The organism is Mycolicibacterium arenosum, from assembly GCF_024320865.1.
In the GTDB taxonomy this organism is placed as follows: Bacteria; Actinomycetota; Actinomycetes; order Mycobacteriales; family Mycobacteriaceae; genus Mycobacterium; species Mycobacterium arenosum.
In genome coordinates, this window is record NZ_JANDBD010000004.1 from 441,575 (window position 1) to 462,937 (window position 21,363).

The window sequence follows — 21,363 nt, forward strand, 5'->3', positions numbered from 1 at the left end:
CGCCCGCGGCCACCTCGGTTTCGCACTCGCCACGCTGGTCCGTCGGTACCCGGTCTGGCGCTCGCGGTTCCCGCGGAGCAGTTGCGCTTCCAGAACGAGCAGGAGATCTACGGGATCGACGAGCTGCCGGTCACCTGGTAAGCGTCAGACCGTCGTGATCGGCGCGGTGTTCTCCTCAGTGGCAGGCGGTTTCGGCTTCGGCCAGCCGTTGGCGACTCTGGTCCGCACGATCTGCGGCCACCAGAACCACCTGCCGAGGAGAGCCGCGATCGACGGCGTCATGAACGACCGCACGATCAACGTGTCGAACAGCAGACCGAGGGCGATGGTGCTACCCACCTGGGCGATGCTGAGCAGGTCGCCGAAGACGAAGGACGCCATCGTCGCCGCGAACACCAGGCCCGCCGAGGTCACCACGGAGCCGGACCCGGCCATCGACCGGATGATGCCGGTTTTCAATCCGCGGTGGCGTTCCTCGATGAACCGGGACACCAGCAGCAGGTTGTAGTCCGAACCGACGGCCAGCAGCAGGATCACGGACATCACCAGGACGATCCAGTGCAGCTGGATACCGAGGATGTACTGCCACAGCAGCACCGACAGTCCGAACGACGTTCCGAGCGAGAGCAGTACGGTGCCCACGATCACCGCGGATGCGACAACGGAACGCGTGATGACGAGCATGATGACGAAGATCAGTGCGGCAGCCGAGATCGCCGCGATCAACAGGTCGTAGTTGGACCCGTCGCGCATGTCCTTATAGGTCGCCGCCGTGCCGCCGAGCCAGATCGTCGACCCCTCGAGCGGCGTGCCCTTGATGGCCTCCTTCGCGGCGAGCTTGATGGCGGGGATGCGCTCGATGCCCTCGTTCGTCGCGGGATCACCGTCGTGGCTGATGATGAACCGCACCGACTTCCCGTCGGGTGAGATGAAGTTCTTGATACCGCGCTGAAAGTCCTTGTTGTCGAAGATCTCCGGCGGAAGATAGAACGTGTCGTCGTTGCGCGCGTTGTCGAACGCCTCGCCCATGGCGGACTGGTTCTCCGACGCCGCCGCCTGCTGATCCTGCTGCCCCTTCTGCGTCTGGTACATCGTCAGCATCATCTGCTGCATGTTCTTCATGGTCTGGATCTGCGACGGCAGCAGCGCGACGAGCTGTGGGAGCAGCGTGTCCAGCTTCTCCAGTTCGGGCGTCAATTCCTGAATGTCGTCGGTCAGCGTGTTGATGCCGTCCAGGGTGTCGAAGATCGACCGCAGCGCCCAGCAGCCGGGGATGTCGTAGCAGTGCGGTTCCCAGTAGAAGTAGTTGCGGATGGGCCGGAAGAAATCGTCGAAATTCGCGATGTTGTCCCGGACTTCGGCGATGTCGACCGTCATGTTCTTGATCTTCGCGACCATCTCGTGCGTGACGTCGGCCATCTGCGCGGTGAGCGCCGACATCTTCGTCAGAGTGTCGACGGTCTTCTGCATCTCGTCGGCCTGGACCAGCATGTCGGCCATCCGGTCCTGGTTGTACTTGCGGTTCAGGTCCTGGGTGGTGCCCTGCATGCTCAGCATGAACGGAATGGTGGCGTGCTCGAGCGGCTTGCCTTCGGGCCGGGTGATGGTCTGCACGCGCGCGATGCCGGGCACCTTGAAGATCGCCTTCGCGATCTTGTCGATCACCAGGAAGTCGGCGGAGTTCCGCAGATCGTGATCGCTCTCCACCATCATCAGTTCGGGATTCATCCGGGCGGTGTCGAAGTGTCGCTCGGCGGCCGCGTAGCCCTGGCTGGACGGCATGTCCTCAGGCAGGAAGTGTCTGCTGTCGTAGTCGACCTTGTAGCCCGGCAGCGCCAGCAGGCCGATCAGCGCCAGTGCGAACGACGCGACCAGGATCGGCCCCGGCCACCTCACGACGAAGACGCCGAGCCGGCGCCACCCCCGCGAGTTGATCTTGCGTTTCGGCTCGAACAGACCGAAGCGGCTGCCGAGCACGACGACTGCAGGCCCGAGCGTCATCGCCGCGATGACGGCGACCAGCACGCCGACCGCGCACGGCACGCCCATGGTCTGGAACCAGGGCAGCCGGGTGAAGCTGAGGCACAGCATGGCGCCCGCGATGGTGAGACCCGACCCGAGCACGACGTGCGCGGTGCCGTGGAACATCGTGTAGTACGCGGTTTCCCGATCCTCGCCCTCTCCACGCGCCTCCTGATACCGACCGATGAGGAATATCGCGTAGTCGGTACCCGCGGCGATGACGATGAGCGTCAGCAGGTTCACGGCGAACGTGGAGAGCCCGATTACGTCGGTGTCGGCGAGGAACGCCACGATGCCCCTGGCGGCACCGAGTTCCATGAACACCATCAGCAGGATGAGGACCATCGTCACCAGCGAGCGGTAGACGAAGATCAACATCACGGCGATGACGACGAGTGTGATCACCGTGACCTTGACCACGCCCTTGTCGCCGGCGTGGTTCTGGTCGGCCGACATCGGTGCGCCGCCGGTGAGGAAGGTTTTGATGCCGGGCGGTGCCGGGGTGGAGTCGATGATGGCCTTCACCGCGTCGACGGAGGCCACTGACGTCGTCTCGCCCATGTTGCCGGCCAGGTACACCTGGACGTAGGCCGACTTCCCGTCGTTGCTCTGCGCGCCCGCCGCGGTCAGCGGATCGCCCCAGAAGTCGGCGACGTGCTGGACGTGTGGGTCGTCCCGCAGTTTCGCGACGAGACCGTCGTAGTACCTGTGCGCCTCCGCCCCGAGTGGCTCGTCGCCCTCGAGGATGATCATCGCGTTGCTGTCGGAGTCGAATTCGTCGAACGTCTCGCCGATCCGCTGCATCGCCATGAACGCAGGCGCGTCGTGGGCGTTCATCGAGACCGCGTGCGCCTTGCCGACCTCTTCGAGCTGGGGTACCGCGATATTGGAGACGACCGTCAACGCGAGCCACAGCAGCACGATCGGCAGCGCCATCACTCTGATGAAGCGGGCGATCTTCGTCGGCTCCTGCGCGGTCCCGCTCATCCGACGTTCACCCCCGACTCCCGCGCGTGACACCGACCGCCACGATTGGCATATATCTAGCCTGTCAAACTGACTGATGTCAACGCGGCGGATGATTGCGTCAGCGACTCGAAACGTCGCGTCCAGGAGACGTTCAGGCAGTTCACAGCATTATCGCGGTACCTGACATTCGGGGGCTGTCGGCCGCGAAGCGAGGAGAGCGCCGGACCCGACGGCGTCCGATCGAGCCGTTTCAGCAACCTCGCAGCGGGGCAACCCCGCATTCATGAGGCTGGCGAAGCTCACCCCGTACGCCACCGGGGTCTTGGCTATCGGACGGGTTGACCGCTCCGAGGCGGATGACGGACTTCCGGTACGCAGTGGACCGGTCGTCGCGCGGATCTCCAAGGGTCTTGCGCTTCCGGGCGGCACTCGCGACATCGCCGGGCTGGCGCTGCGACTCCCCACCATCAGCGGCGAGCCCTGGGACCTTCTGATGGCCTCATCCGGAGGGTCGGGCAAGTGGGAACGCCGCGGGCCACGTCCGGCGAACGATTGGCACGCCGCCGACTTCTCGAGCCTCACGCCCTTCCAGCACGGAGGTGGGCGGTGGTGGGTGCGCGCACGATGCGCCACCCCCATCCCCGTTGCCGGTCTGTCGCTCGGCGGAATCGCGGATGCGCTTCGGCGCGACGGGGTCGAGTTCGCGCTCACCCAGGCGCCCAGCGGGCAGGATTTCCGGCCGCTCGCCTGGCTGACACTGCACGACATCCATCAGGTGATCACGCGGGACGACGAGGTGGACCACCACCGGCTCGCCGACCTGCGGCCGCCGGACCCTCGGGATGCCGCGAACGGCTAGCGTGAACGGCAGATGACCGATTCTCGCGAGCGCGACGCTGCCGGACGAGCCCTCAACGCCCGGCCGCGCGACGAACTGGGTCGCCCGCTGCCACGAGGGTCGATCGGCGTGCCGCGTATCTCCGAAGACGTCACGTACACCCCCGAGCAGGCGCTGATCACGGCGCAGGACCTGCTGAACCGGGGCCGAGCGTTTCACGCTCACGAGGTGTTCGAGTCCATATGGAAGTCCAGCGCGGCCGCCGACCGCTGGATGTGGCGGGCGCTGGCACAACTCGCCGTCGGGATCACCCACGCGCAGCGTGAGAATCGTTCCGGCGCAATCGCACTGCTGCGTCGCGCGGCCGAGACCATCGACCGCCCGGCACTGCACGACGTCGACGGCGTCGCTCTGGCCGCGTACGCCCGCACGCTGGCCGACCAACTGGAAGCCGGCGGTGATCCCACCGCCACCGCGCTCGCGCCGCGACTCACCCGCGGCAAGCCAAACGACAAACCGTTCACTAACTGACAATCTGTTCACTAACTGACGAGACAAACGGTGCCGTGACGGGGTACAGTCACTTGCAAGTCCTCGGGACTTTCACCGTTTAGGTCAGAAGCGGGCCAGCCAGTCACCGGCAATCGGGCCGACGTCTTCTGCAAGCAACGCAGCGTCGATCACCCCACCAGCCGTAGTGACTGGACGACATCGATGCGGGCTGTCGGAAGCACATCGCTCCGGCGCCCCACAGTCGATCAGTGGCACGCGGCGACGCGTGCCTGAGAGGCGGCGTCCACAACATGGAAACCCCTTACACACCACAACATTCCGCAGTAATCGCAGGGTCGTGATCGATATGACCATGCTTGCCGATGCACCAGTGAAGACCCCGACTCGTTACGGCGACGAATACGAGGACGTGCCAGCCATGTTCGTCGCCATGCGGAGGCTCCCCGCGGAGTCACACGAATACCGCAGGGCGCGTGACCGCATCGCCGCGCGTTGCCTTCCGATGGCCGACCACGTCGCACGTCACTTCAACAATCGCGGCGAATCGCTCGAGGACCTGACTCAGGTGGCTCGCCTCGGGTTGATCAACGCGATCGACCGTTACGACGCGGAGAAGGGCACCAACTTCGTCGCATTCGCGATTCCGACCATGATGGGCGAGGTTCGGCGGTACTTCCGCGACCACGGCTGGACCATGCACGTCCCCCGGCGCATCCGAGATCTGCACGTCCAGATCGGACGAGCGCGGGTGTATTTGACCCAGGATCTGGGTCGGGCGCCCACCGCGGGCGAACTCGCGGCCAGCCTCGGAGTCGAGCACGAACTGGTGGTCGAATGCCTGGTTGCCGCCGACGCGTACCAGCTGCGGTCCATCGACGCACCCGTGGAATCCGGTGATCAGTCGCCGCGCATGGTCGCCGACACCGTCGGGCACACCGACGACGGAATCGACCGCGTCCTGGACCGCACCGCGGTTAGGCCCCTGCTGGAAGCGCTGCCGGAGATGGAGCGCACCGTGCTGTATCTGCGCTTCTTCGAGTCGAAGACGCAGAGTCAGATCGCCGCCCAGATCGGCACCTCGCAGATGCAGGTCTCGCGGATTCTCAGCCGGACGCTGGACAAGCTCCGGGAGGAACTGGAGTAAACCCGCCTGCGAACAGACCGGGCGTTCGAGGTTACTCGACCGTTGGCCGGGGTACGCCTGCCACCAAGCGTCGGAGGGAGGCGTTGCGGTGAACGGGACGCAGGACATCGATCCTCGCCGGGTGACGGTCGCTCACCTGTCGCACTGCGTTCGCAGGCTGGTGGCCGAGCGGGAACGGCTGGCTCAGCAGTACGCCGCGCAGAACGGGCTGTCGAGTACCGATTTCCGAGCGCTGATCCACATCTCGGAATCCGAATTGGACAGGGCGCCGCTTGCCGCGGGAGGCCTGCGCAGCCTGCTGAACATGTCCGCCGGCGCGGCGACGTACGTCGTGGACCGGTTGGTCGGCACGGGCTACGTCAGGCGCGACGCCGACCCCACCGACCGCAGAAAGGTCGTGTTGCGCCACACCGCCCTAGGCGACCGCACCACGGGCGAGTTCTTCAGCGCGATCGAGCGACGCAACCGAAGCGCTCTCTCCGACGTGCCGGTCGACGACCTCGCCACCCCGAACGCGTGATCTGCCATCTCATCGAGGACACCGATCAGTCCAGCCGAGACTGATCAGCGGGCCGACGACGTGGACCGCAGCGGCGCGCGGCCGTGCGGCTGCGGCGGAGGCGGAAGAAGCGGCACCCTCGGCACGATCGCCAGCGAGACGGGCCCGTGCGTGGTCAACTCCGCGGTGTCGCCCGCGTGTCTGATCGGCAGCCGACCGTCGGGCCCATCGCGCAGCGTGTAGATCGCCGCGTCCCGACGGACATCCACGGTGACCCGAAAACCCCTCCAGCGCAGCCGAAACCGCAGCGACGTGATCCCGTCGGGCAGCTGCGGGTCGAAGGCGAGCACGCCGTCGTCGTCGCGAAGCCCGCCGAATCCCGCCACCAGCGCGGTCCACGCTCCAGCCAGGGACGCCATATGCAGGCCATCGCGGGTGTTGTGGTGGAGGTCGCGCAGGTCGATGAGCGCCGCCTCGGAGGTGTAGTCGTGCGCGAGTTCGAGATGGCCGACTTCCGCACACAACACCGCCTGCGTACAGGCCGACAGCGAGGAGTCCCGTGTCGTTCGGCGCTCGTAGTAGTCGACGTTGCGCGCCTTCTGTTCGCGGGTGAACTGATGCCCCAGCCAGTGCATGGCGAGGACCAGGTCGGCCTGCTTGATCACCTGCGACGGATACAGTCGCACGTAGGGCTCGTGTAGCAGTAGCGGGTACTCGGTGTCGTCGGTGAAGTCCCATTCACGCAGACCGGTGAAGCCGTCGCACTGCTGGTGCACACCGAGTTCCTCGTCGTACGGAATGTGAACGGCCGCAGCGGCATCCCGCCACGCGGCCGTCTCCTCGGTGGTGACCGCGAGGTCCGTCGCCGCGTCGGGATGGCGTTCGCACGCCTGCGCGGCGATCAGCATGTTGCGCGCCGCCATCATGTTGGTGAAGACGTTGTCGTTGACGACGGCCGTGTACTCGTCGGGCCCTGTGACACCGTCGATATGCCATGCGCCGTGGCGATCGTGGTGGCCGAGGGAGTGCCACAGCCGTGCGGTCCCGACCAACACCTTGAGGCCGCACTCCTCCTCGATGCCGTGATCACCGGTCACGATCCGGTACCGCTCGAACGCCATGGCGATGTCGGCGTTGACATGCCAGGCCGCGGTTCCCGCGGGCCAGTAGGCCGAGCACTCCTGCCCGCGAATGGTGCGCCAGGGGAACGCCGCCCCCGCCATGTCCAACTCCCGCGCCCGTTCCTCAGCGAGATCCAGAGTCGATGCGCGCCAGCGCAACGCGTCCGCAGCGGCATCCGGCGCGGTGTAGGTCAGCACGGGTAGCACGTAGCCCTCGGTGTCCCAGAAGGCGTGCCCGTCGTAACCCGTGCCCGTCAGCCCCTTACCGGCGATGGCCCTCCGCTCGGCGCGGGCGCTCGCCTGCAGTACGTGGAACAGTCCGAACCGGACGGCCTGCTGGATGTGCGGGTCGCCCTCCACCTCGACGTCGGCGGAATCCCAGTACTCGTCCAGGTATTCGCGCTGCGCGTCGAGCAGTCCGTCCCATCCCGTGTAGCGGGCACCCGCGATGGCTCCGGCCACCTGATCGCGCAGTGCGGGCCGCGAGCGCAGGCTCGACCAGCCGTAGGCCAGGTACTTCACGATGCGCAACCTCTGACCCGGTCGCAGCCCGCAGATCACCGTCGTGCGGGCGAGGTCCTCCCCCGACTCGGTCGTCACCTCCACCCGTCCCGGCACCTCGACGACGTGATCCATGGCGGCGGCCATCATCAGATCGCTCGCGCGGGTGCGGTGGATGAGCATGGCCCGGTTCTCGTCGTGTTCGTGGGCGACGGCCTCCAGCGGATTGTTCAGCAGCGCCGCCACCCGCGGGTCGGCCGACGGCTTCGGCTGGTCCTCGTTGGCGACGAGCTCGGATTGCACGGTGACGCGGCTGAATTCGTCGAGTGCCTCGACCACGTACTCGATCGCCGCGACGCTGCGGTGAGACAGCGATACCATGCGGGTCGAACGTACGGCGACCTTCTTGCCCGCGGGTGACCGCCAGGTCGCGTCGCGGGTGAGCGTGCCGGCACGCATGTCGAGGACCCGCTTGTGCTTCAGGAGTTCGCCGTAGCGGACGTCGAAGGGTTCGTCGTCGACGAGCAACCGCAGGATCTTGCCGTTCGTCACGTCGATGATCGACTGGCCCTCTTCGGGATAGCCGTAGCCGGCCTCCGCGTACGGAAGGGGGCGAAGTTCGAAGAACGAGTTGAGGTAGGTGCCCGGCAGGCCGTGCGGTTCGCCCTCGTCGAGATTGCCCCGCAGGCCCACGTGCCCGTTCGACAACGCGAACACCGACTCGCTCTGGGCGAGAATGTCGAGTTCCAGTCGAGTTTCCCGGATGTGCCACGGCTCGACGGGAAACGTACCCTCGTTGATCATCGGGTCGCCAGCAGGTCGGCGAGATCGGTGACGACGATGTCGGCGCCGTTGTCGCGCAACGCATCTGCGTGACCGAGCCGATCCACCCCGACCACCGCCCCGAAATCCCCGGCGGCACCGGCCCGCACCCCGGATATCGCGTCCTCGAATACCGCGCACTGCGAAGGCGGCACACCCAGCAGGTCGGCGCCGCGGAGATAGGAATCGGGCGCCGGCTTGCCCTTGAGCTTCTCCTCGCGGATCGTCACGCCGTCGACCCTGGCTTGGACGTACCGCGCGAGACCCGTGAGCTCCAACACCTGCCGGGTGTTGGCACTCGACGAGACGACCGCCACCGCGAGACCCGCGTCGACGACCGCCTCCAGGTAACGGCGAGAGCCCTCGAAAACCCGCACGCCGTCGGTGCTCAGATGCTTCTGAAACGCCTCGTTCTTCCGGTTGGCGAGCCCGTTGACGGTCACCCGATCGCCGTCGTCGGCGGCGGAACCGTCGGGCAGGGTGATGTTCCGGCTGGCCAGGAAGCTGCGCACGCCGTCGTCACGGGGCTTCCCGTCGACGTAGGTGAGGTAATCGGCGTCGATGTCGAAAGGTGTGAAACCGTCGCCGTCACGATCGCGGAGGAACTCGTCGAACATCGACTTCCACGCGTGCTTGTGAACGCTCGCGGTGTCGGTGAGCACCCCGTCGAGGTCGAAAAGGCAGGCACGTACGTCGTCGGGCAGTCCCAGTGCGCCAGCGGCTGCTCGACCAGTCACGGCGCGGGTTTACCCGGTTCGCCCGGATCGCAACCTCACGCGGTCACGCGCCGACATCGCCCCCCACACGCCGTGCGTCTCCCCCACGCTCAGCGCGTGGTCGCGGCACGAGGCGACCACCGGGCACTCACGGCACACCCGCTTGGCGCGCTCCTCTCGGGCCAGCAGGCCCGAGCGCCCCGAGTCCTCGGGGAAGAACACCTCGGGCGCCATCTGCCGGCAGCTGCCGCGCACCTGCCAGGTCCAGTCGTCTGCCAACGGTCGCACCACCTCACCCCTTTCGCTCTCGACTCACTGTCGTCGGCGATTCGGGCCCGGACCAGAGATCGGCTCGCCGTGAGTCCAGCGTCGGATCGACCCGTCACCGCCGCTCGAGCGTACCGAAACACCGTCGTCACCTGCGGGTTCGGGTTCACACAGGGAAGGTGTGCGGGCAAACTGTGCGGTGGTGGAGCGGTGAGCCGGAATCACCGGCGCGGGGCGGGACGTTGCCGCTAGGACCGCAGACGAAAGGGATGCCCTCCGTGGTAGGACCGTCCGAACACCTCGCCCTGGCCGTTGCGCTCGACGGCACCGGGTGGCACCCGGCGTCGTGGCGCGACGCCGACGCCCGCCCGATCGAGCTCACCACCCCCGGGTACTGGGCCGACGTGGTGACCGAAGCCGAGGCCGGCCTGTTGGACTTCGTCACCGTCGAAGACGGGCTGGGACCGCAGTCCGACAGCCTGAAGCACGCGGACGAGCGGACCGATCGGGTGCGCGGCAGGCTGGACGCGGTGCTCATCGCGTCGCGCGTCGCCCCGCTGACCAGGCACATCGGGTTGGTTCCGACGGTGGTCGCGACGCACACCGAGCCGTTTCACGCGTCGAAGGCCATTGCGACGCTGGACTACGTCAGCACCGGCCGGGCGGGGGTTCGCTTGCAGGTGTCGGCCCGACCCGACATCGCAGCGCACTTCGGACGCCGGGACGTGACGGCCTTGTCCGGCGCCGACCTACTGGCCGAAGCCGCCGACTACGCCGAGGTGCTGCGGCGACTCTGGGACAGCTGGGAGGACGACGCGGAGATCCGCGACGCCGCGACCGGCCGTTTCATCGATCGGGAGAAACTGCACTACATCGACTTCGAGGGGGCGCAGTTCTCCGTGCGCGGCCCGTCCATCACGCCGCGCCCCCCGCAGGGCCAGCCCGTCATCGCTGCGCTCGGGCACGTGCCCGAGGCATTCGAGCTCATCGCCGGCAGTGCCGATGTGGGGTTCGTGACCCCGCAGTCCCCCTCGGACACCGGTGGCCTGGTCGACCGGATCGCACAGCACCGCCCCGCCGACCTCGACGCGGTGCGCGTGTTCGTGGATCTGGTGGTCTTCCTCGCCGACGGCGACCGGGAGGCGCAGGACCGCCGCGCCCGGCTCGACGAGTGGGCCGGGGCCGAATTCCGCAGCGACGCCGCCTCGTTCGTCGGCACCCCGGCTCAGCTCGCGGATCTGCTGCAGGAGTGGAGCGCCGCCGGGATCACCGGTTTCAGGCTGCGGCCCGCCACCATCCCCCGCGACCTGCTCCGGATCACCAGGGGCCTCGTTCCGGAGTTGCAGCGTCGTGGCCTCTTCCGCTCCGGGTACGCCGAGTCGACGCTGCGCGAGCGCCTCGGACTGTCCCGTCCCGCCAACCGCTACGCCACGACCTAAGCGAGGAGACCCGATGAGCCAACCGGCTGGCAAGCCGCTGAAGGACATTCATCTCGCCGCACACTTCCCCGGCGTCAACAACACGACGGTGTGGAGCGACCCGGCGTCGGGCAGCCACATCGACTTCGGGTCGTTCGTCCACTTCGCCAGGACCGCGGAACGGGGCAGGTTCGACTTCATGTTCCTCGCCGAGGGTCTGCGGCTGCGTGAGCAGAACGGGTTGATCTACGACCTCGACGTCGTCGGCCGACCCGATACCTTCACCGTGCTGGCCGCACTGGCCGCCGTCACCGAACGCCTGGGACTGACGGGCACCATCAACTCGACGTTCAACGAGCCGTACGAGGTGGCAAGGCAGTTCGCCTCCCTCGACCATCTGTCCGGCGGGCGTGCGGCGTGGAACGTCGTCACCTCGTGGGACGCGTTCACCGGCGAGAACTTCCGGCGCGGCGGCTTCCTCGCCGAAGACGAACGCTACGAGCGCGCCGAGAGCTTCCTACGCGCGGCGCACACGCTGTTCGACTCGTGGCGCGGCGACGAGATCGTGGCCGACAAGGACACCGGGCGGTTCCTCTCCGACCCCTCCGCCGGCGAGTTCGCCGTCCACGACCCGCATTTCGACATCAGCGGCCGGTTCAACGTGCCGCGCAGCCCGCAGGGCCGACCGGTGATCTTCCAGGCGGGTGACTCCGACCGCGGCCGCGAGTTCGCCGCCGCCGAGGCCGACGCGATCTTCTCCCGGCACGGTACGCTCGCCGAGGGCCAGGAGTTCTACCGCGACGTCAAGGCGCGGCTGGCCAGGTACGGCCGTCGCTCCGACCAACTGCTCATCCTTCCCGCCGCGACCTTCGTGCTCGGCGACACGGATGCCGAGGCGGCGGACCTCGCCCACGAGGTGCGCCTCGCGCAGGTGTCGCCGCAGACCGCGATCAAGTTCCTCGAGCAGTTGTGGAACCGCGACCTGTCCGACCACGACCCGGATGGCCCGCTGCCGTCAGTCGATCCGATCGTCGGCGAGAACACGATCGCGCGCGGCAGGGCCAGCGTGCGGATGCACCGCGATCCCGTCGCCGTCGCGAACGAGTGGCGCGCGCGTGCCGAGGCCGACGACCTCACGACCCGCGAAGTCATCATCGAGGTGACGGGGCGGCAGAACTTCATCGGATCACCGAACACCGTCGCCGAGGAGATCAACCACCTCGTGCAGGCCGACGCCAGCGACGGCTTCATCCTGGTTCCGCACGTCACGCCGGGCGGCCTGGATCCGTTCGTCGACCAGGTGGTGCCCCTTCTGCAGGAGCGCGGCGTGTTCCGCACGGAGTACTCCGGCGTGACACTGCGCGATCATCTCGGCCTCGGTGCGCCGGCCCGCGCGAGTGGGACCGGGGCCCGCGCCTAGGGCGCGGCGGCGCGCAGCTTGTCCAGCAGCGGTGCGGCGGCCTCCTCGAAGAACGAGTCCTGGTGGTCGCCACCCACCTGGACCAGCGCGATGTCGGTGAAGCCGGCTTCCCAATATGCGCTGACCGCCTTGACGATCGCGTCGAGATCCGGGCCGCACGGAATCGACTCGGCGGTGTCCTCGGGGCGGACGAACTGCGTCGCCCCGGCGAACCCGGCCGTCGTCGGCAGGTCGGCGTTCACCGCCCACCCGCCGGCGAACCAGCGGAACTGGTCGTGCGCGCGGTCGACGGCGACGTCCCGGTCGCGGTCCCAGCAGATCGGGATCTGGCCGATGACCCTGGAGTCCGCCGCAAGCCCGGTGCCCCGCCTGGCTTCGTGCCAGCCGTCGACGACGTCCGCCTTCGGTTCGACGGCGATCAGATGGTCCGACAGCGGCGCGAAGACCTCCACCGATCGATCGCCCGACACGGCGGTGGCGATGGCCACCGGAGTGTCGGGGAGATCCCACAGGCGGGCGGAGTCGACTTGGAAGTAGTCACCCTGCCAGTCGACGAGGTCCCCGGTGAACAGTTCGCGGATGATCTGGATGGCCTCACGCAGCATGTCCTGCCTGCGACCGATCGTCGGCCAGCCCTGACCCACCACGTGCTCGTTGAGGTTCTCGCCGCTGCCGAGGCCGAGCGTGAAACGACCCTCGGCGAGGATCTGCAGGGTCGCGGCCTGCTGCGCCACGATCGCGGGGTGGTACCGCATCGTCGGACAGGTGACGTAGGTCATCAGTTCAGTGGTCTCGGTGGCGTTCGCGACCGCGCCGAGCGTCGTCCACGCGTGCGGCGCATGCCCTTGAGCCGACAGCCACGGCGAGAAGTGGTCGCTGCAGACCTGGAAGTCGAAACCCGAACGCTCCGCTGCAACCGCGTTGCGCACGAGGTCTTTCGGGCCGTTCTGCTCCGTCATCAGGGTGTAGCCGAATCGCGTCATGACGCTCGCGTTACCCGCATAGCGAGCCGGAAAACCGGGAGCGGGAGATCAGGGTCCGACGTACGGCATCTGGTTGGACATCTCGTTGATGTTCAGCAGGAAGCAGTTGGTGCCGCCGAAGCCCAGCGCGCTGCTGGTGACGCAGCGCTGGAAGGTGCCGTCGCCGTTGATGGCGCCGTCGCACGTGGTTCCACCGCCCCAGGGCGTCCACCCGCCCTGGCAGCCGGCGCTCGCCGGTGCGGCCGTGCTCAGTGCGATTCCGCTGGCGGCCAGTGCGCCGACCGCGAATGCGACGAGAGTTCTCATGGTCCGTCTCCTCGAAGTGCATGCCGTCCGTTCGGCGGCGTGGAGGTTTGCTGTGGGATTGCGTTACCCAAGTGACTGGTGTGCAATCTGAAACATGTGTGGCGATTGTTTCGGCAATCACTCACCGACTCGACGCCCCCGCCAAGCGCTCAGGACGTCAGTCTCCAACCCGAGTTCTTAGCTGATCAACAGTGCAAAACCAAGTTCAACCGCCACCTCCCCGCACATCGCCGAGACCCCCGGTCACGGCGCCGCTGCCGCACAGCGAACTGTCAGAACCGTCTCCAGAATAACGCCGCTCCGCACTTCTCGACAACGTCCTAACTAGTTTGCGGCGCTGCCGCCAGCACGAACGACTGAGCCCGGCCGACCGCACCGGGTGCGCTCGACCGGGCTCGCGGCCTACGGCGTCAGTGAGTGTCGTCTTTCGGCGAGCTCAACGCGTGGTCGGCAGCCCGCACGATGCTTCGGTTGAAGTTGAACTGCGCGGTGACAAGCTGATCAGCCAGTTCGATGGCGGCCTCGACGATGCGGTTGCGAAGCGGCTGAACGGCATCGGGAATCACCTCGTCGATGGTGTGGCGGAACTGCTGCAGCGCCTCGCGTGCGGCGTGCTGTCCCGCCTTCGCCGACTCACGCACCTCCTCGGTCAATGCCGCCGCCTTCGGGGCCGCGGTCTCCGACGCCGCACCGTTCTTCGTGTCGACAGTCTTGGTCATGGTCTCGTCCTTCAGTCGATATCGGGTACTTGCGTGGCCGACGCTAATCACGCGTGTCTCCGCGCGATGCGGCCGAAGGTCACTCAGTGCCGCGCCGTCGGTCCTCGCCACACGGGCACTTCCGCAAACGGCAATGGAGCGATTCCACCGAATCACGCTGTCGCGCAGGTGAACCGCAGGTCGGCGCCAAGGCGCGGCATCTCGACGAGCCGAAGGTCCGCTCGGCGGGCGCACGCTGGGGCCCATCGGCTCTAGTGGCGGGCCGAGTCCCGATCGACGATGGGATCCGGACGTGAACCGACTCAACAGGACAGGTGCTAGCGATGACACCGATACTCGTCGTCCACGGATCCAAACGCGGAGGCACACAACGCCGACGCCCTCTGTGACGCGAAAGTGTGGCTGGTCAGCAGCGGTCCGCTGGACGACTCGGCCGCACACCGGGACATCCCGCCGACAGATCAGGTCCGGAAGCTGGTGACGAGCGTGCATGCGCGCGGTCACGTGACCTCCGGCGGTCGGCTCAGTCTCGACGCGAAGGGTTTTCCGGCTTCCGCCGTGGCCAAGACCAAGGCAGGCGATTGGCGGGACGCCGACCACGTTCAGCGGTGGGCGGCATCGCCTGTCGGGGCCTTCGAGTTAGGGGGCGCGACCACGCAATCGGACGTACGACGGCGGAATCCCGCGTCGTGATGGTGGTCCCGGCTGGGATCGAACCAGCGACCTTCCGCGTGTGAGGCGGACGCTCTCCCCCTGAGCTACGAGACCGGGGAGCATCGACTCGTCGTCGATGAACGACAGACATTAACACGGTGCGGCGTCCCGCCGGGAATCCCGCCGGTAGGGTGACGCGCATGACGCTCCGGTGCGCCGTCGTGATGCTGGCCGTCGCGGGGTCGGTGCTCGCGGGCTGCGGTGACGAGAAGTCCGCCACCGCAACGCCGTCGGAGTCATCCATGTCGCGGGCCACCGCGCCGAACGAGCCGACGAGCGACGCCGCGTCAGCGAGCCGTCCGCCGAAGACGGTCGCGACGACAGAAGCCGACGACGAGGAGTTGGCGGATCTCGTCGGGTTCACCTCCCCGACCGGGGCCATCGGCTGCGTGCTCGACGACACCTACGTCCGATGCGACGTGTCCGAGCAGGCCTGGACCCTGCCGCCGCGCCCCGCGGACTGCGAGTTCGACTACGGCCAGGGCGTCAGCATGTCGGCCGGCGAGCCCGCGGAGGTCGTCTGCGCCGGGGACACCACCGCGAATGCCGGGCCGCCGCTGGCGTACGGACAGTCGGTCACCGTCGGATCACTGAGCTGTGAGAGCGCCGAGACCGGAGTCACCTGCCGCGACGCGGACAGCGGTCACGGCTTCACCGTGGCACGTGAGACCTACACGATCTTCTAGTCGCCAAGAACACGCCAAGAACGCCTCAAGCAGAGGTTCGTAGCGTCAGAGTCATGAAACGCCTCGCCCTCATCGCCCTGTCCGCTGCGACGCCCATCGTCGCCACATTGTTCCCGGGCGCCGCCTCCGCTGAGACCTTCAACGTCAACGGTCCGGGGAACTTCACCTCGCCATCGGGCAACATCTCCTGCGCCATAGAGCCCGGGTCGGTGCGCTGCGACATCAAGGAGCGCGACTGGAGCCCGCCGGCCCGCCCGTCGAGCTGCAACGAGAACGTCGGCTTCGGCCAGGGCATCACCCTGTCGACCGGCCAGGAGGCTGAGTTCGTCTGCGCGGGCGACACCACGTTCGGCGTCGGGAAGCCCCTCGCCTACGGCGACACCATCGTCTCGGGCGTCATCGAGTGCACCAGCGAGGAGTCCGGCATCCAGTGCTGGGACACCCAGTACGGCGGCGAGTTCACCCTCGCCCGCGAGGGCTACGACTTGGACTGACGTGCCCGGTGCGCAAGGGATTTGTGTGGCCTCACCCGTGTGGACTAGTGTCTCTCTTCGCGACGGGCGACGATCTCGCCCGTGGCACGCGGATGTAGCGCAGTTGGTAGCGCATCACCTTGCCAAGGTGAGGGTCGCGGGTTCGAATCCCGTCATCCGCTCGAAGGTGCAAGTGGCATCAACCCCAGCGGTGGAGTGGCCGAGTGGTGAGGCAACGGCCTGCAAAGCCGTGCACACGGGTTCGATTCCCGTCTCCACCTCCAAGTTGGACCCGGCGCGATTAGCTCAGCGGGAGAGCGCTTCCCTGACACGGAAGAGGTCACTGGTTCAATCCCAGTATCGCGCACCATGTTTCGCCGCTCGGCTTCGGTGAACCTCCTCACCGGCAAGGGCTTGCTCCACATCGCCCGATCAGAAACATCGCCCTTCAGAGCGAACTTCCCCGTCGTTTGTTCATCCTGTGATCGGTGTGGGCGCGCCGATGGACCTCCGTTCGAACCCCTGCATTAGGACACCCAAACGGGTCCGGACCCCTCGCACTGCGGCGAGAGGTCCGGATGAGGCCGCTCAGAAGGCGGCAGCACGCTGATTAGGCGTCGTCGTGATGGCGGCTGCCCGCCTTCGCAATTCCGCGGCTGACCATGTAGCCGACGGCCAGGATCACGACGTAGAGCCATGCCTTGTCGGCCACGAAGTAGTCGCCTCGGCTGTCGGTGTCCTGGACCAGGTAGGAAGCGATCAGTACACCGATGGTCGCCACGATGAAGACGATGAACTCGGTCGTCTTGAACGAGGCCTTCGTCTCGCGACCGCGGGGGGCGGTGACCACGCGGTTCGGTTGCGCGTTCGCCGGGGCGCCGTGAGTGTTCGGCGCGTCGGTGCGATGTACTGGACTGGGACTATTGGTGGTGGTCATTGTGAAGCTCCTCGTATTGCGTTGAATGGTCGTCGATCGCATTGATCTGTCGCGGATGACGCCGCGCCGGAATGGGATCGATACCGCTAGCTTCAGCATCGGCCTCGCCAGGAGTGCCCGTCGTAGCCCGTTCGAAACAGTGCCGTGGTCCTCCCGACCCGGCCGCCACCGCGCAGGTGGCGGCGGTGACAGGCGTGGAAGCCACGTGCCGAAGGTCACCGACCACTCTGAAGCGCGAGCACCAGCCCGGCATGCGGCTAAGCTCGTCCTCATCGCTTCGAGCCAGGATGACCGCATTTAAGGACTCGTGTGTAAGCCTTGCTGCAAAGGGAACATGGCGGCACTGAACCGAACAGAATCGAGGTACCTCACGTGCTGCCTTCGCCAAGCCGGACTGATTTAGCACGGTCGCTGGGAGACCTCGCGCTCGCGATGGAAAGCAAGCTCGACGTCGAATCGGTACTGAGAACAATTACGGCTGGCGCCGTAGCCATAGTTCCGGGTGTGCGCTGGGCGGGGATCTCGTTGATACAAGGACGTGTCATCCAGGCGCGCGTCCCCACGGATCCCCTCGTCGCGAAAATCGACGAACTTCAGTCCGAGCTCGATGAGGGGCCATGCATCACGGCGCTGCGTGAATGTCACACCGTCCACATCGACGACATGTCGCAGGAAACTCGCTGGCCCAGATTCGCCGCGGCGGCGCTCAAACTCGGAGTAAGGACCTCGCTGTCCTTTCAGCTGTTCGTTCTCAACGACAACCTGGGGTCACTCAACCTCTACGGCGAAAAGGCATCCGTCTTCGACGAGGACTCCATCTTCTACGGCGAGATCCTTGCCCAGCACGCCGCCGTCGCCATGGCCGGCTCGAAGGCCGTCGAACAAATGCAGCGCGCGATCGCCAGCCGCGACGCCATCGGTCAAGCCAAGGGCATCATCATGGAGCGCTTCCATATCGACGCCGTCCAGGCCTTCGCACTATTGACGAGGCTGTCGCAGGATTCGAACACCAAACTGGTCGATCTCGCGAAGAACGTCATCGACACCGCAACCGGCGATGATGGACGTTAAAGGGTCCCACTCGACATTCCGCTGAATCACGTCCATCGGGGATTTCAGCAGTGAATTTCGGACCGGGAAGCTGGGTTGCGCCGACGGACACATCCCGGCCGATCTCTCGGGCGCCAGCGGCCGACCGCAGCAATCCTTTCTCCTAGCAAATGACTCCGCATCGTCCTCGGCGACGTAAACGTTACATGTTTCTTACGTCTAGCACCGGGTATGAGACCGAAGCGGCGCGCTATTCCGCTCGTCGCAGCAAGCCAAGGACTCAAGACGCCGGTCCTACGGCAATCCGGCTCGCATTCGCGACAGCCGACTACCCACAGGAGCAACACATGCATAAGACACTGGGCGTCACCCTGACCACGGCAGCACTCTTGTTCGGCGGCGCTGGAGTCGCCACCGCCGCCACACCCACCGCACCGATGTCGACGTCGACCACCGTCACGCTCGCGGCGGACACCGACGCAGACGATGACGGCGACAACGGCCTGTGGGGCCTCGCCGGCCTGCTGGGCTTGATCGGGCTCGCGGGCCTGAAGCGCCGCAAGGACCAGGCAGTCGTGGGCAACCCGGCGGCGCCCGGCTACGGCAACCCGCAGCAGCCCCGCGTCTAAACCGCAGCAGACACACTCGGCCCGTCACCGTCGCGGTGACGGGCCGATGTGATGTCGGCATGTCGAAGCACAACCGGTTCGCGGCCGCACCAGCGGCAAGTCATCCGTGAGGCTGTTTCTCCGCGACGTCGTCTTCATGCATCAGCACCAGCTTCCCGGCTATGTCATGCAGTTTGTGGTTGGTGTTCTGCGAAACCCGCAATAACATCGCGAAAGCCTGCTGACCGGACACCGAATTGCGTGCCATCAGTAGACCTTTGGCTTGCCCGATAACATCGCGGCTGGACAGCGCCCGACGGAACTGGTCATCTGCTGCACTGGCCGCCAGAGCGACCGACGCGTGTTGGGCCAGGATTTCGCCCATCCGGCGGCTGTCGTCGGTAAAGGCGCCTGTCTCGGAACCGTAGAGGTTGAGCGCGCCGAACGTGGTGTGGGTGACGAACAATTGGAATGAGAGCATGCTCCGGATTCCACGCGCGCGAATGCGGCTGCCGAGAAGCGGGGCCACCGCTCTTCGATTTCCATGTTGCGGATGTGGACCGTGTGATGATCGCGAAGCGCACTGACACACGGGCCGTCGTTCAGTTCGGACTGCAAGACGTCGAGCTCGGCGATTAGCGGTGCTGTGGGCACCCGCGCCACGATTTTCGGGGCTTGGATATACGAGACGCCTGCCCATCGCGCCCCTGGGACCATGTCGACCGAACTATCGACGATCATCCGCAGCAGGGACTCGGGATTCGACTCGTCCTGGAGAGCTACTGCGAACTCCCCCAGCAATGCCGCCAGGTGATTGTTCTCCATGGCCCTCCTCCGGCCTTCACCCACGGCCGCCAGCGGAGGGATCTGGACCAGCGGGACCTGACTAGCGCGCCGATGCACCAACGCACCAGACGTGCAACGGTTCTACCCATTCCCGAGGAATCGCACACCCCTGGATCACTGATGTTGATCTACAGCTGCGCCTCGGGCGTTGGAGAGTCCAGCGCGCCGACGACCTCGCAGACCGACCGGTGGACGCTCAGTTCAAGAATGGCTGAAGTCGCTTAGCCTCGCCTACATCGGGGTAGCACCCACGGCGGGACGGAGACGTTGGCCGGCCATCACTCCATCCAAGCCCTTGGTGGTTCAGGACGTAGCCACCAAGGGCGCCCGAGTGTTGAACGGGTCTCGCCGACTCCCGCTCAGCGGCACGTCGGGAGTCGGCAGAGACCCTATGCGGGTGCGGCCCGGCACACGGCCATCACCCGCCTGAAACCAACCTACGCACGGGCGCCTGAGGCGCTGCTGAGAGCGTGAAGTGCGGGTCGGAAAATCCTCGGGCACAGCGCATTTCGGCAGTTTGCACCCCGCCCGATTCACGTCGGATGCCCCCCGACTGGGCATTTCCGCCATTCGTAAGTAAATTGATGAGGCAAGATCGCCGGGTCGGGGGGTTCCATGGCATCAGCGGGGTCGCGTCATGACCTGGAAGAGGTACTGAGTCGTCATCGCGCGACGCTGACGCACGACGTCATGCTCGCAACACAGGCATTCGGTGCCCAACACGGCATCGGCAACAGCGAGTTGGCCGCCTATCTCCACCTCGTGATCGCCGCACAATCCGGCACACCGATCCGGCCGACCGACCTTCGCGACTCGCTGCACCTGTCCGGTGCGGCCGTCACCTACGTCATCGAACGACTGGTCGGCAGGGGCTTCGCCCGACGGGTTCCGGACCCGGCCGATCGCCGCACCTACACCGTGGAGGTCACCAGGGCGGGCCGGGACACCGTCGCCGAGGCCGACGAGCAGACGGATCGACGGGTCCACGCCTCGCTGACCGAACTGTCCGACGACGACATCCACGCCGCCCGCCGGGTCATCGACGCGATGACAACCGCGACGAGGAGATTCAGAGCGGATCTGGAAGCGCGCGGCGCCTGACGCGGACGCCGCGGGCGACCGTGCGTTCGGCTACGGAAGCTGGCGGGGCGCCCCGGCCCACGGGTAGATCCAGTTGGTCGTCACATCGGTGACGCCCACGGAGTCCCAGTACCAGTCGTGGCACACGTTCCAGTCCCAACTGATGACCTGGTGTCCCGGAATCAGCGGATCACCGGGGCACCAGTGCGTGCAGGTCTGCCCGGCCGGGCAATTGCCTCCGGTGTAGCTCGGCCCCTCCGCCTGCGCTGCGCCGGCGGTCAGCGCGACACCGGCCAGACCCAGGCCGGCCGACAGCGCGAACGTCGAGATCCATCGCGAAATCATGTTCATGCCCCCTATTTCACACTCCCGGACCGGCTACCGATCCCAACTTCGCAGTATGCGCGCAGCGAACTCAATCTCGCGAAGTGCTGGTCTTCGCAAGATCGCTCAGCTAATGTCATCCCGCCGGTAGTTACGGCACTGTCAATTTCAAGATCACTGGGGGTAAACATGTTTCGCACAGTCCTCTCCGCTGTCGCGATCGTCATCGCAAGCGTGTGTCTGGCTCCGGCAGCCGCCGCCGAAGGGCCGTACGCAAACTGCACTCAGGCCAAGGCCGACGGGGCGTACGACATTCCGCAGGACGACCCGAACTACTGGCCGGGCGGCGACCGCGACGGCGATGGGATCGCCTGCGAGTCCTGAGCT

At 66.5% G+C, this 21,363-nt stretch carries 22 protein-coding genes and 4 tRNA genes; 15 read left to right on the top strand and 11 right to left on the bottom strand.

All coding sequences use genetic code 11. The features are described 5' to 3' along the window. Nucleotides 1-144: 144 nt before the first annotated feature. Complete coding sequence (locus NM203_RS12240; RefSeq protein ID WP_255060196.1) at nucleotides 145-3,009, bottom strand: MMPL/RND family transporter; 2,865 nt, start codon at nucleotides 3,007-3,009, stop codon at nucleotides 145-147. Between the two features lie 265 nt (nucleotides 3,010-3,274). Here NM203_RS12240 and NM203_RS12245 point away from each other — a divergent pair, with 265 nt between their 5' ends. The 4 genes from NM203_RS12245 (at nucleotide 3,275) to NM203_RS12260 (ending at nucleotide 6,006) form a co-directional block, all read left to right on the top strand. Then, entirely contained in the window at nucleotides 3,275-3,850 is a 576-nt protein-coding gene (locus tag NM203_RS12245) for a phosphodiesterase (protein ID WP_255060197.1), read from the top strand. A gap of 12 nt (nucleotides 3,851-3,862) precedes the next feature. After that, nucleotides 3,863-4,360 (top strand): DUF309 domain-containing protein, encoded by a 498-nt coding sequence (locus NM203_RS12250; RefSeq protein ID WP_255060198.1) that lies wholly within the window; start codon nucleotides 3,863-3,865, stop codon nucleotides 4,358-4,360. A gap of 334 nt (nucleotides 4,361-4,694) precedes the next feature. Continuing rightward, the gene (locus tag NM203_RS12255; RefSeq protein ID WP_255060421.1) at nucleotides 4,695-5,486 is read left to right on the top strand and encodes a SigB/SigF/SigG family RNA polymerase sigma factor; all 792 of its coding nucleotides are present in this window, start codon (nucleotides 4,695-4,697) and stop codon (nucleotides 5,484-5,486) included. Nucleotides 5,487-5,607: 121 nt separating this feature from the next. Beyond that, nucleotides 5,608-6,006, top strand: coding sequence for a MarR family winged helix-turn-helix transcriptional regulator (locus NM203_RS12260; RefSeq protein ID WP_255060199.1), 399 nt, complete (start codon nucleotides 5,608-5,610; stop codon nucleotides 6,004-6,006). Nucleotides 6,007-6,050: 44 nt separating this feature from the next. On the opposite strand, the gene NM203_RS12265 is transcribed toward NM203_RS12260, so the two are convergent. From NM203_RS12265 to NM203_RS12275, 3 genes are read right to left on the bottom strand one after another with little or no spacing between them, the layout of a single operon-like run. Then, on the bottom strand, nucleotides 6,051-8,411 hold the full coding sequence (locus NM203_RS12265) for a glycoside hydrolase family 65 protein (RefSeq protein WP_255060200.1): 2,361 nt from the start codon (nucleotides 8,409-8,411) through the stop codon (nucleotides 6,051-6,053). Next, the gene (locus tag NM203_RS12270) at nucleotides 8,408-9,166 is read right to left on the bottom strand and encodes a beta-phosphoglucomutase family hydrolase (RefSeq protein WP_255060201.1); all 759 of its coding nucleotides are present in this window, start codon (nucleotides 9,164-9,166) and stop codon (nucleotides 8,408-8,410) included. Before NM203_RS12270 ends, NM203_RS12265 begins: the two co-directional genes overlap by 4 nt. A gap of 9 nt (nucleotides 9,167-9,175) precedes the next feature. Further along, the gene (locus NM203_RS12275; protein ID WP_255060202.1) at nucleotides 9,176-9,433 is read right to left on the bottom strand and encodes a WhiB family transcriptional regulator; all 258 of its coding nucleotides are present in this window, start codon (nucleotides 9,431-9,433) and stop codon (nucleotides 9,176-9,178) included. 257 nt (nucleotides 9,434-9,690) lie between these two features. On the opposite strand from NM203_RS12275, the gene NM203_RS12280 reads away from it, so the two are divergent. Together NM203_RS12280 and NM203_RS12285 are read left to right on the top strand one after the other, a co-directional pair. Beyond that, a complete protein-coding gene (locus NM203_RS12280; protein WP_255060203.1) occupies nucleotides 9,691-10,851 on the top strand; it encodes an LLM class flavin-dependent oxidoreductase in 1,161 nt (386 codons plus the stop codon). 13 nt (nucleotides 10,852-10,864) lie between these two features. Further along, nucleotides 10,865-12,250, top strand: coding sequence for an NtaA/DmoA family FMN-dependent monooxygenase (locus NM203_RS12285; RefSeq protein ID WP_255060205.1), 1,386 nt, complete (start codon nucleotides 10,865-10,867; stop codon nucleotides 12,248-12,250). Here NM203_RS12285 and NM203_RS12290 read toward each other — a convergent pair. The 4 genes from NM203_RS12290 to NM203_RS12305 all read right to left on the bottom strand — a co-directional run bounded on the left by NM203_RS12290 (nucleotide 12,247) and on the right by NM203_RS12305 (nucleotide 15,026). Continuing rightward, nucleotides 12,247-13,233 (bottom strand): LLM class F420-dependent oxidoreductase, encoded by a 987-nt coding sequence (locus NM203_RS12290; RefSeq protein ID WP_255060206.1) that lies wholly within the window; start codon nucleotides 13,231-13,233, stop codon nucleotides 12,247-12,249. The genes NM203_RS12285 and NM203_RS12290 overlap by 4 nt on opposite strands. Nucleotides 13,234-13,281: 48 nt before the next feature. Beyond that, nucleotides 13,282-13,539: a CDGP domain-containing protein gene (locus NM203_RS12295; protein ID WP_255060207.1), complete on the bottom strand. Its 258-nt coding sequence runs from the start codon at nucleotides 13,537-13,539 to the stop codon at nucleotides 13,282-13,284. Nucleotides 13,540-13,949: 410 nt separating this feature from the next. Then, on the bottom strand, nucleotides 13,950-14,258 hold the full coding sequence (locus NM203_RS12300) for a hypothetical protein (RefSeq protein WP_255060208.1): 309 nt from the start codon (nucleotides 14,256-14,258) through the stop codon (nucleotides 13,950-13,952). Between the two features lie 693 nt (nucleotides 14,259-14,951). After that, nucleotides 14,952-15,026 (bottom strand) — tRNA-Val (locus NM203_RS12305). A gap of 86 nt (nucleotides 15,027-15,112) precedes the next feature. Between NM203_RS12305 and NM203_RS12310 the strand changes: the two genes are divergently transcribed. The 5 genes from NM203_RS12310 (at nucleotide 15,113) to NM203_RS12330 (ending at nucleotide 16,501) form a co-directional block, all read left to right on the top strand. Further along, nucleotides 15,113-15,658, top strand: coding sequence for a DUF6636 domain-containing protein (locus NM203_RS12310; protein WP_255060209.1), 546 nt, complete (start codon nucleotides 15,113-15,115; stop codon nucleotides 15,656-15,658). Between the two features lie 53 nt (nucleotides 15,659-15,711). After that, nucleotides 15,712-16,152, top strand: a complete 441-nt coding sequence (locus tag NM203_RS12315) for a DUF6636 domain-containing protein (RefSeq protein ID WP_255060210.1) — start codon at nucleotides 15,712-15,714, stop codon at nucleotides 16,150-16,152. An 88-nt stretch (nucleotides 16,153-16,240) separates the two neighbouring features. Continuing rightward, a tRNA-Gly gene (locus NM203_RS12320) sits at nucleotides 16,241-16,313 on the top strand. Between the two features lie 28 nt (nucleotides 16,314-16,341). Continuing rightward, nucleotides 16,342-16,415 (top strand) — tRNA-Cys (locus NM203_RS12325). A gap of 11 nt (nucleotides 16,416-16,426) precedes the next feature. Next, nucleotides 16,427-16,501, top strand: a tRNA-Val gene (locus NM203_RS12330). Nucleotides 16,502-16,741: 240 nt separating this feature from the next. Here the strand turns inward: NM203_RS12330 and NM203_RS12335 are convergent. Continuing rightward, complete coding sequence (locus NM203_RS12335) at nucleotides 16,742-17,068, bottom strand: hypothetical protein (RefSeq protein ID WP_255060211.1); 327 nt, start codon at nucleotides 17,066-17,068, stop codon at nucleotides 16,742-16,744. A 432-nt stretch (nucleotides 17,069-17,500) separates the two neighbouring features. Here NM203_RS12335 and NM203_RS12340 point away from each other — a divergent pair, with 432 nt between their 5' ends. Both NM203_RS12340 and NM203_RS12345 read left to right on the top strand, forming a co-directional pair. Beyond that, a complete protein-coding gene (locus NM203_RS12340; RefSeq protein WP_255060212.1) occupies nucleotides 17,501-18,139 on the top strand; it encodes a GAF and ANTAR domain-containing protein in 639 nt (212 codons plus the stop codon). 326 nt (nucleotides 18,140-18,465) lie between these two features. Then, nucleotides 18,466-18,747: a WGxxGxxG family protein gene (locus NM203_RS12345; protein ID WP_255060213.1), complete on the top strand. Its 282-nt coding sequence runs from the start codon at nucleotides 18,466-18,468 to the stop codon at nucleotides 18,745-18,747. Between the two features lie 100 nt (nucleotides 18,748-18,847). Here NM203_RS12345 and NM203_RS33500 read toward each other — a convergent pair whose 3' ends face one another. Next, a complete protein-coding gene (locus NM203_RS33500; RefSeq protein WP_255060214.1) occupies nucleotides 18,848-19,426 on the bottom strand; it encodes a GAF and ANTAR domain-containing protein in 579 nt (192 codons plus the stop codon). Between the two features lie 836 nt (nucleotides 19,427-20,262). Between NM203_RS33500 and NM203_RS12355 the strand changes: the two genes are divergently transcribed. After that, nucleotides 20,263-20,673: a MarR family transcriptional regulator gene (locus NM203_RS12355; RefSeq protein ID WP_255060215.1), complete on the top strand. Its 411-nt coding sequence runs from the start codon at nucleotides 20,263-20,265 to the stop codon at nucleotides 20,671-20,673. Nucleotides 20,674-20,703: 30 nt separating this feature from the next. On the opposite strand, the gene NM203_RS12360 is transcribed toward NM203_RS12355, so the two are convergent. Beyond that, the gene (locus NM203_RS12360; protein WP_255060216.1) at nucleotides 20,704-21,003 is read right to left on the bottom strand and encodes a hypothetical protein; all 300 of its coding nucleotides are present in this window, start codon (nucleotides 21,001-21,003) and stop codon (nucleotides 20,704-20,706) included. Nucleotides 21,004-21,165: 162 nt separating this feature from the next. Here NM203_RS12360 and NM203_RS12365 point away from each other — a divergent pair, with 162 nt between their 5' ends. Next, the gene (locus NM203_RS12365; RefSeq protein WP_255060217.1) at nucleotides 21,166-21,360 is read left to right on the top strand and encodes an excalibur calcium-binding domain-containing protein; all 195 of its coding nucleotides are present in this window, start codon (nucleotides 21,166-21,168) and stop codon (nucleotides 21,358-21,360) included. Nucleotides 21,361-21,363: the final 3 nt, after the last annotated feature.

Bases quoted from the DNA above. Each gene is read 5' to 3' on its own strand.
- NM203_RS12240 (WP_255060196.1), bottom strand. From the start codon at position 3,009: ATGAGCGGGACCGCGCAGGAGCCGACGAAGATCGCCCGCTTCATCAGA.
- NM203_RS12245 (WP_255060197.1), top strand. From the start codon at position 3,275: ATGAGGCTGGCGAAGCTCACCCCGTACGCCACCGGGGTCTTGGCTATC.
- NM203_RS12250 (WP_255060198.1), top strand. From the start codon at position 3,863: ATGACCGATTCTCGCGAGCGCGACGCTGCCGGACGAGCCCTCAACGCC.
- NM203_RS12255 (WP_255060421.1), top strand. From the start codon at position 4,695: ATGCTTGCCGATGCACCAGTGAAGACCCCGACTCGTTACGGCGACGAA.
- NM203_RS12265 (WP_255060200.1), bottom strand. From the start codon at position 8,411: ATGATCAACGAGGGTACGTTTCCCGTCGAGCCGTGGCACATCCGGGAA.
- NM203_RS12285 (WP_255060205.1), top strand. From the start codon at position 10,865: ATGAGCCAACCGGCTGGCAAGCCGCTGAAGGACATTCATCTCGCCGCA.
- NM203_RS12290 (WP_255060206.1), bottom strand. From the start codon at position 13,233: ATGACGCGATTCGGCTACACCCTGATGACGGAGCAGAACGGCCCGAAA.
- NM203_RS12295 (WP_255060207.1), bottom strand. From the start codon at position 13,539: ATGAGAACTCTCGTCGCATTCGCGGTCGGCGCACTGGCCGCCAGCGGA.
- NM203_RS12300 (WP_255060208.1), bottom strand. From the start codon at position 14,258: ATGACCAAGACTGTCGACACGAAGAACGGTGCGGCGTCGGAGACCGCG.
- NM203_RS12310 (WP_255060209.1), top strand. From the start codon at position 15,113: ATGACGCTCCGGTGCGCCGTCGTGATGCTGGCCGTCGCGGGGTCGGTG.
- NM203_RS12315 (WP_255060210.1), top strand. From the start codon at position 15,712: ATGAAACGCCTCGCCCTCATCGCCCTGTCCGCTGCGACGCCCATCGTC.
- NM203_RS12335 (WP_255060211.1), bottom strand. From the start codon at position 17,068: ATGACCACCACCAATAGTCCCAGTCCAGTACATCGCACCGACGCGCCG.
- NM203_RS12340 (WP_255060212.1), top strand. From the start codon at position 17,501: ATGGAAAGCAAGCTCGACGTCGAATCGGTACTGAGAACAATTACGGCT.
- NM203_RS12345 (WP_255060213.1), top strand. From the start codon at position 18,466: ATGCATAAGACACTGGGCGTCACCCTGACCACGGCAGCACTCTTGTTC.
- NM203_RS33500 (WP_255060214.1), bottom strand. From the start codon at position 19,426: ATGGGCAGGCGTCTCGTATATCCAAGCCCCGAAAATCGTGGCGCGGGT.
- NM203_RS12355 (WP_255060215.1), top strand. From the start codon at position 20,263: ATGCTCGCAACACAGGCATTCGGTGCCCAACACGGCATCGGCAACAGC.
- NM203_RS12360 (WP_255060216.1), bottom strand. From the start codon at position 21,003: ATGAACATGATTTCGCGATGGATCTCGACGTTCGCGCTGTCGGCCGGC.
- NM203_RS12365 (WP_255060217.1), top strand. From the start codon at position 21,166: ATGTTTCGCACAGTCCTCTCCGCTGTCGCGATCGTCATCGCAAGCGTG.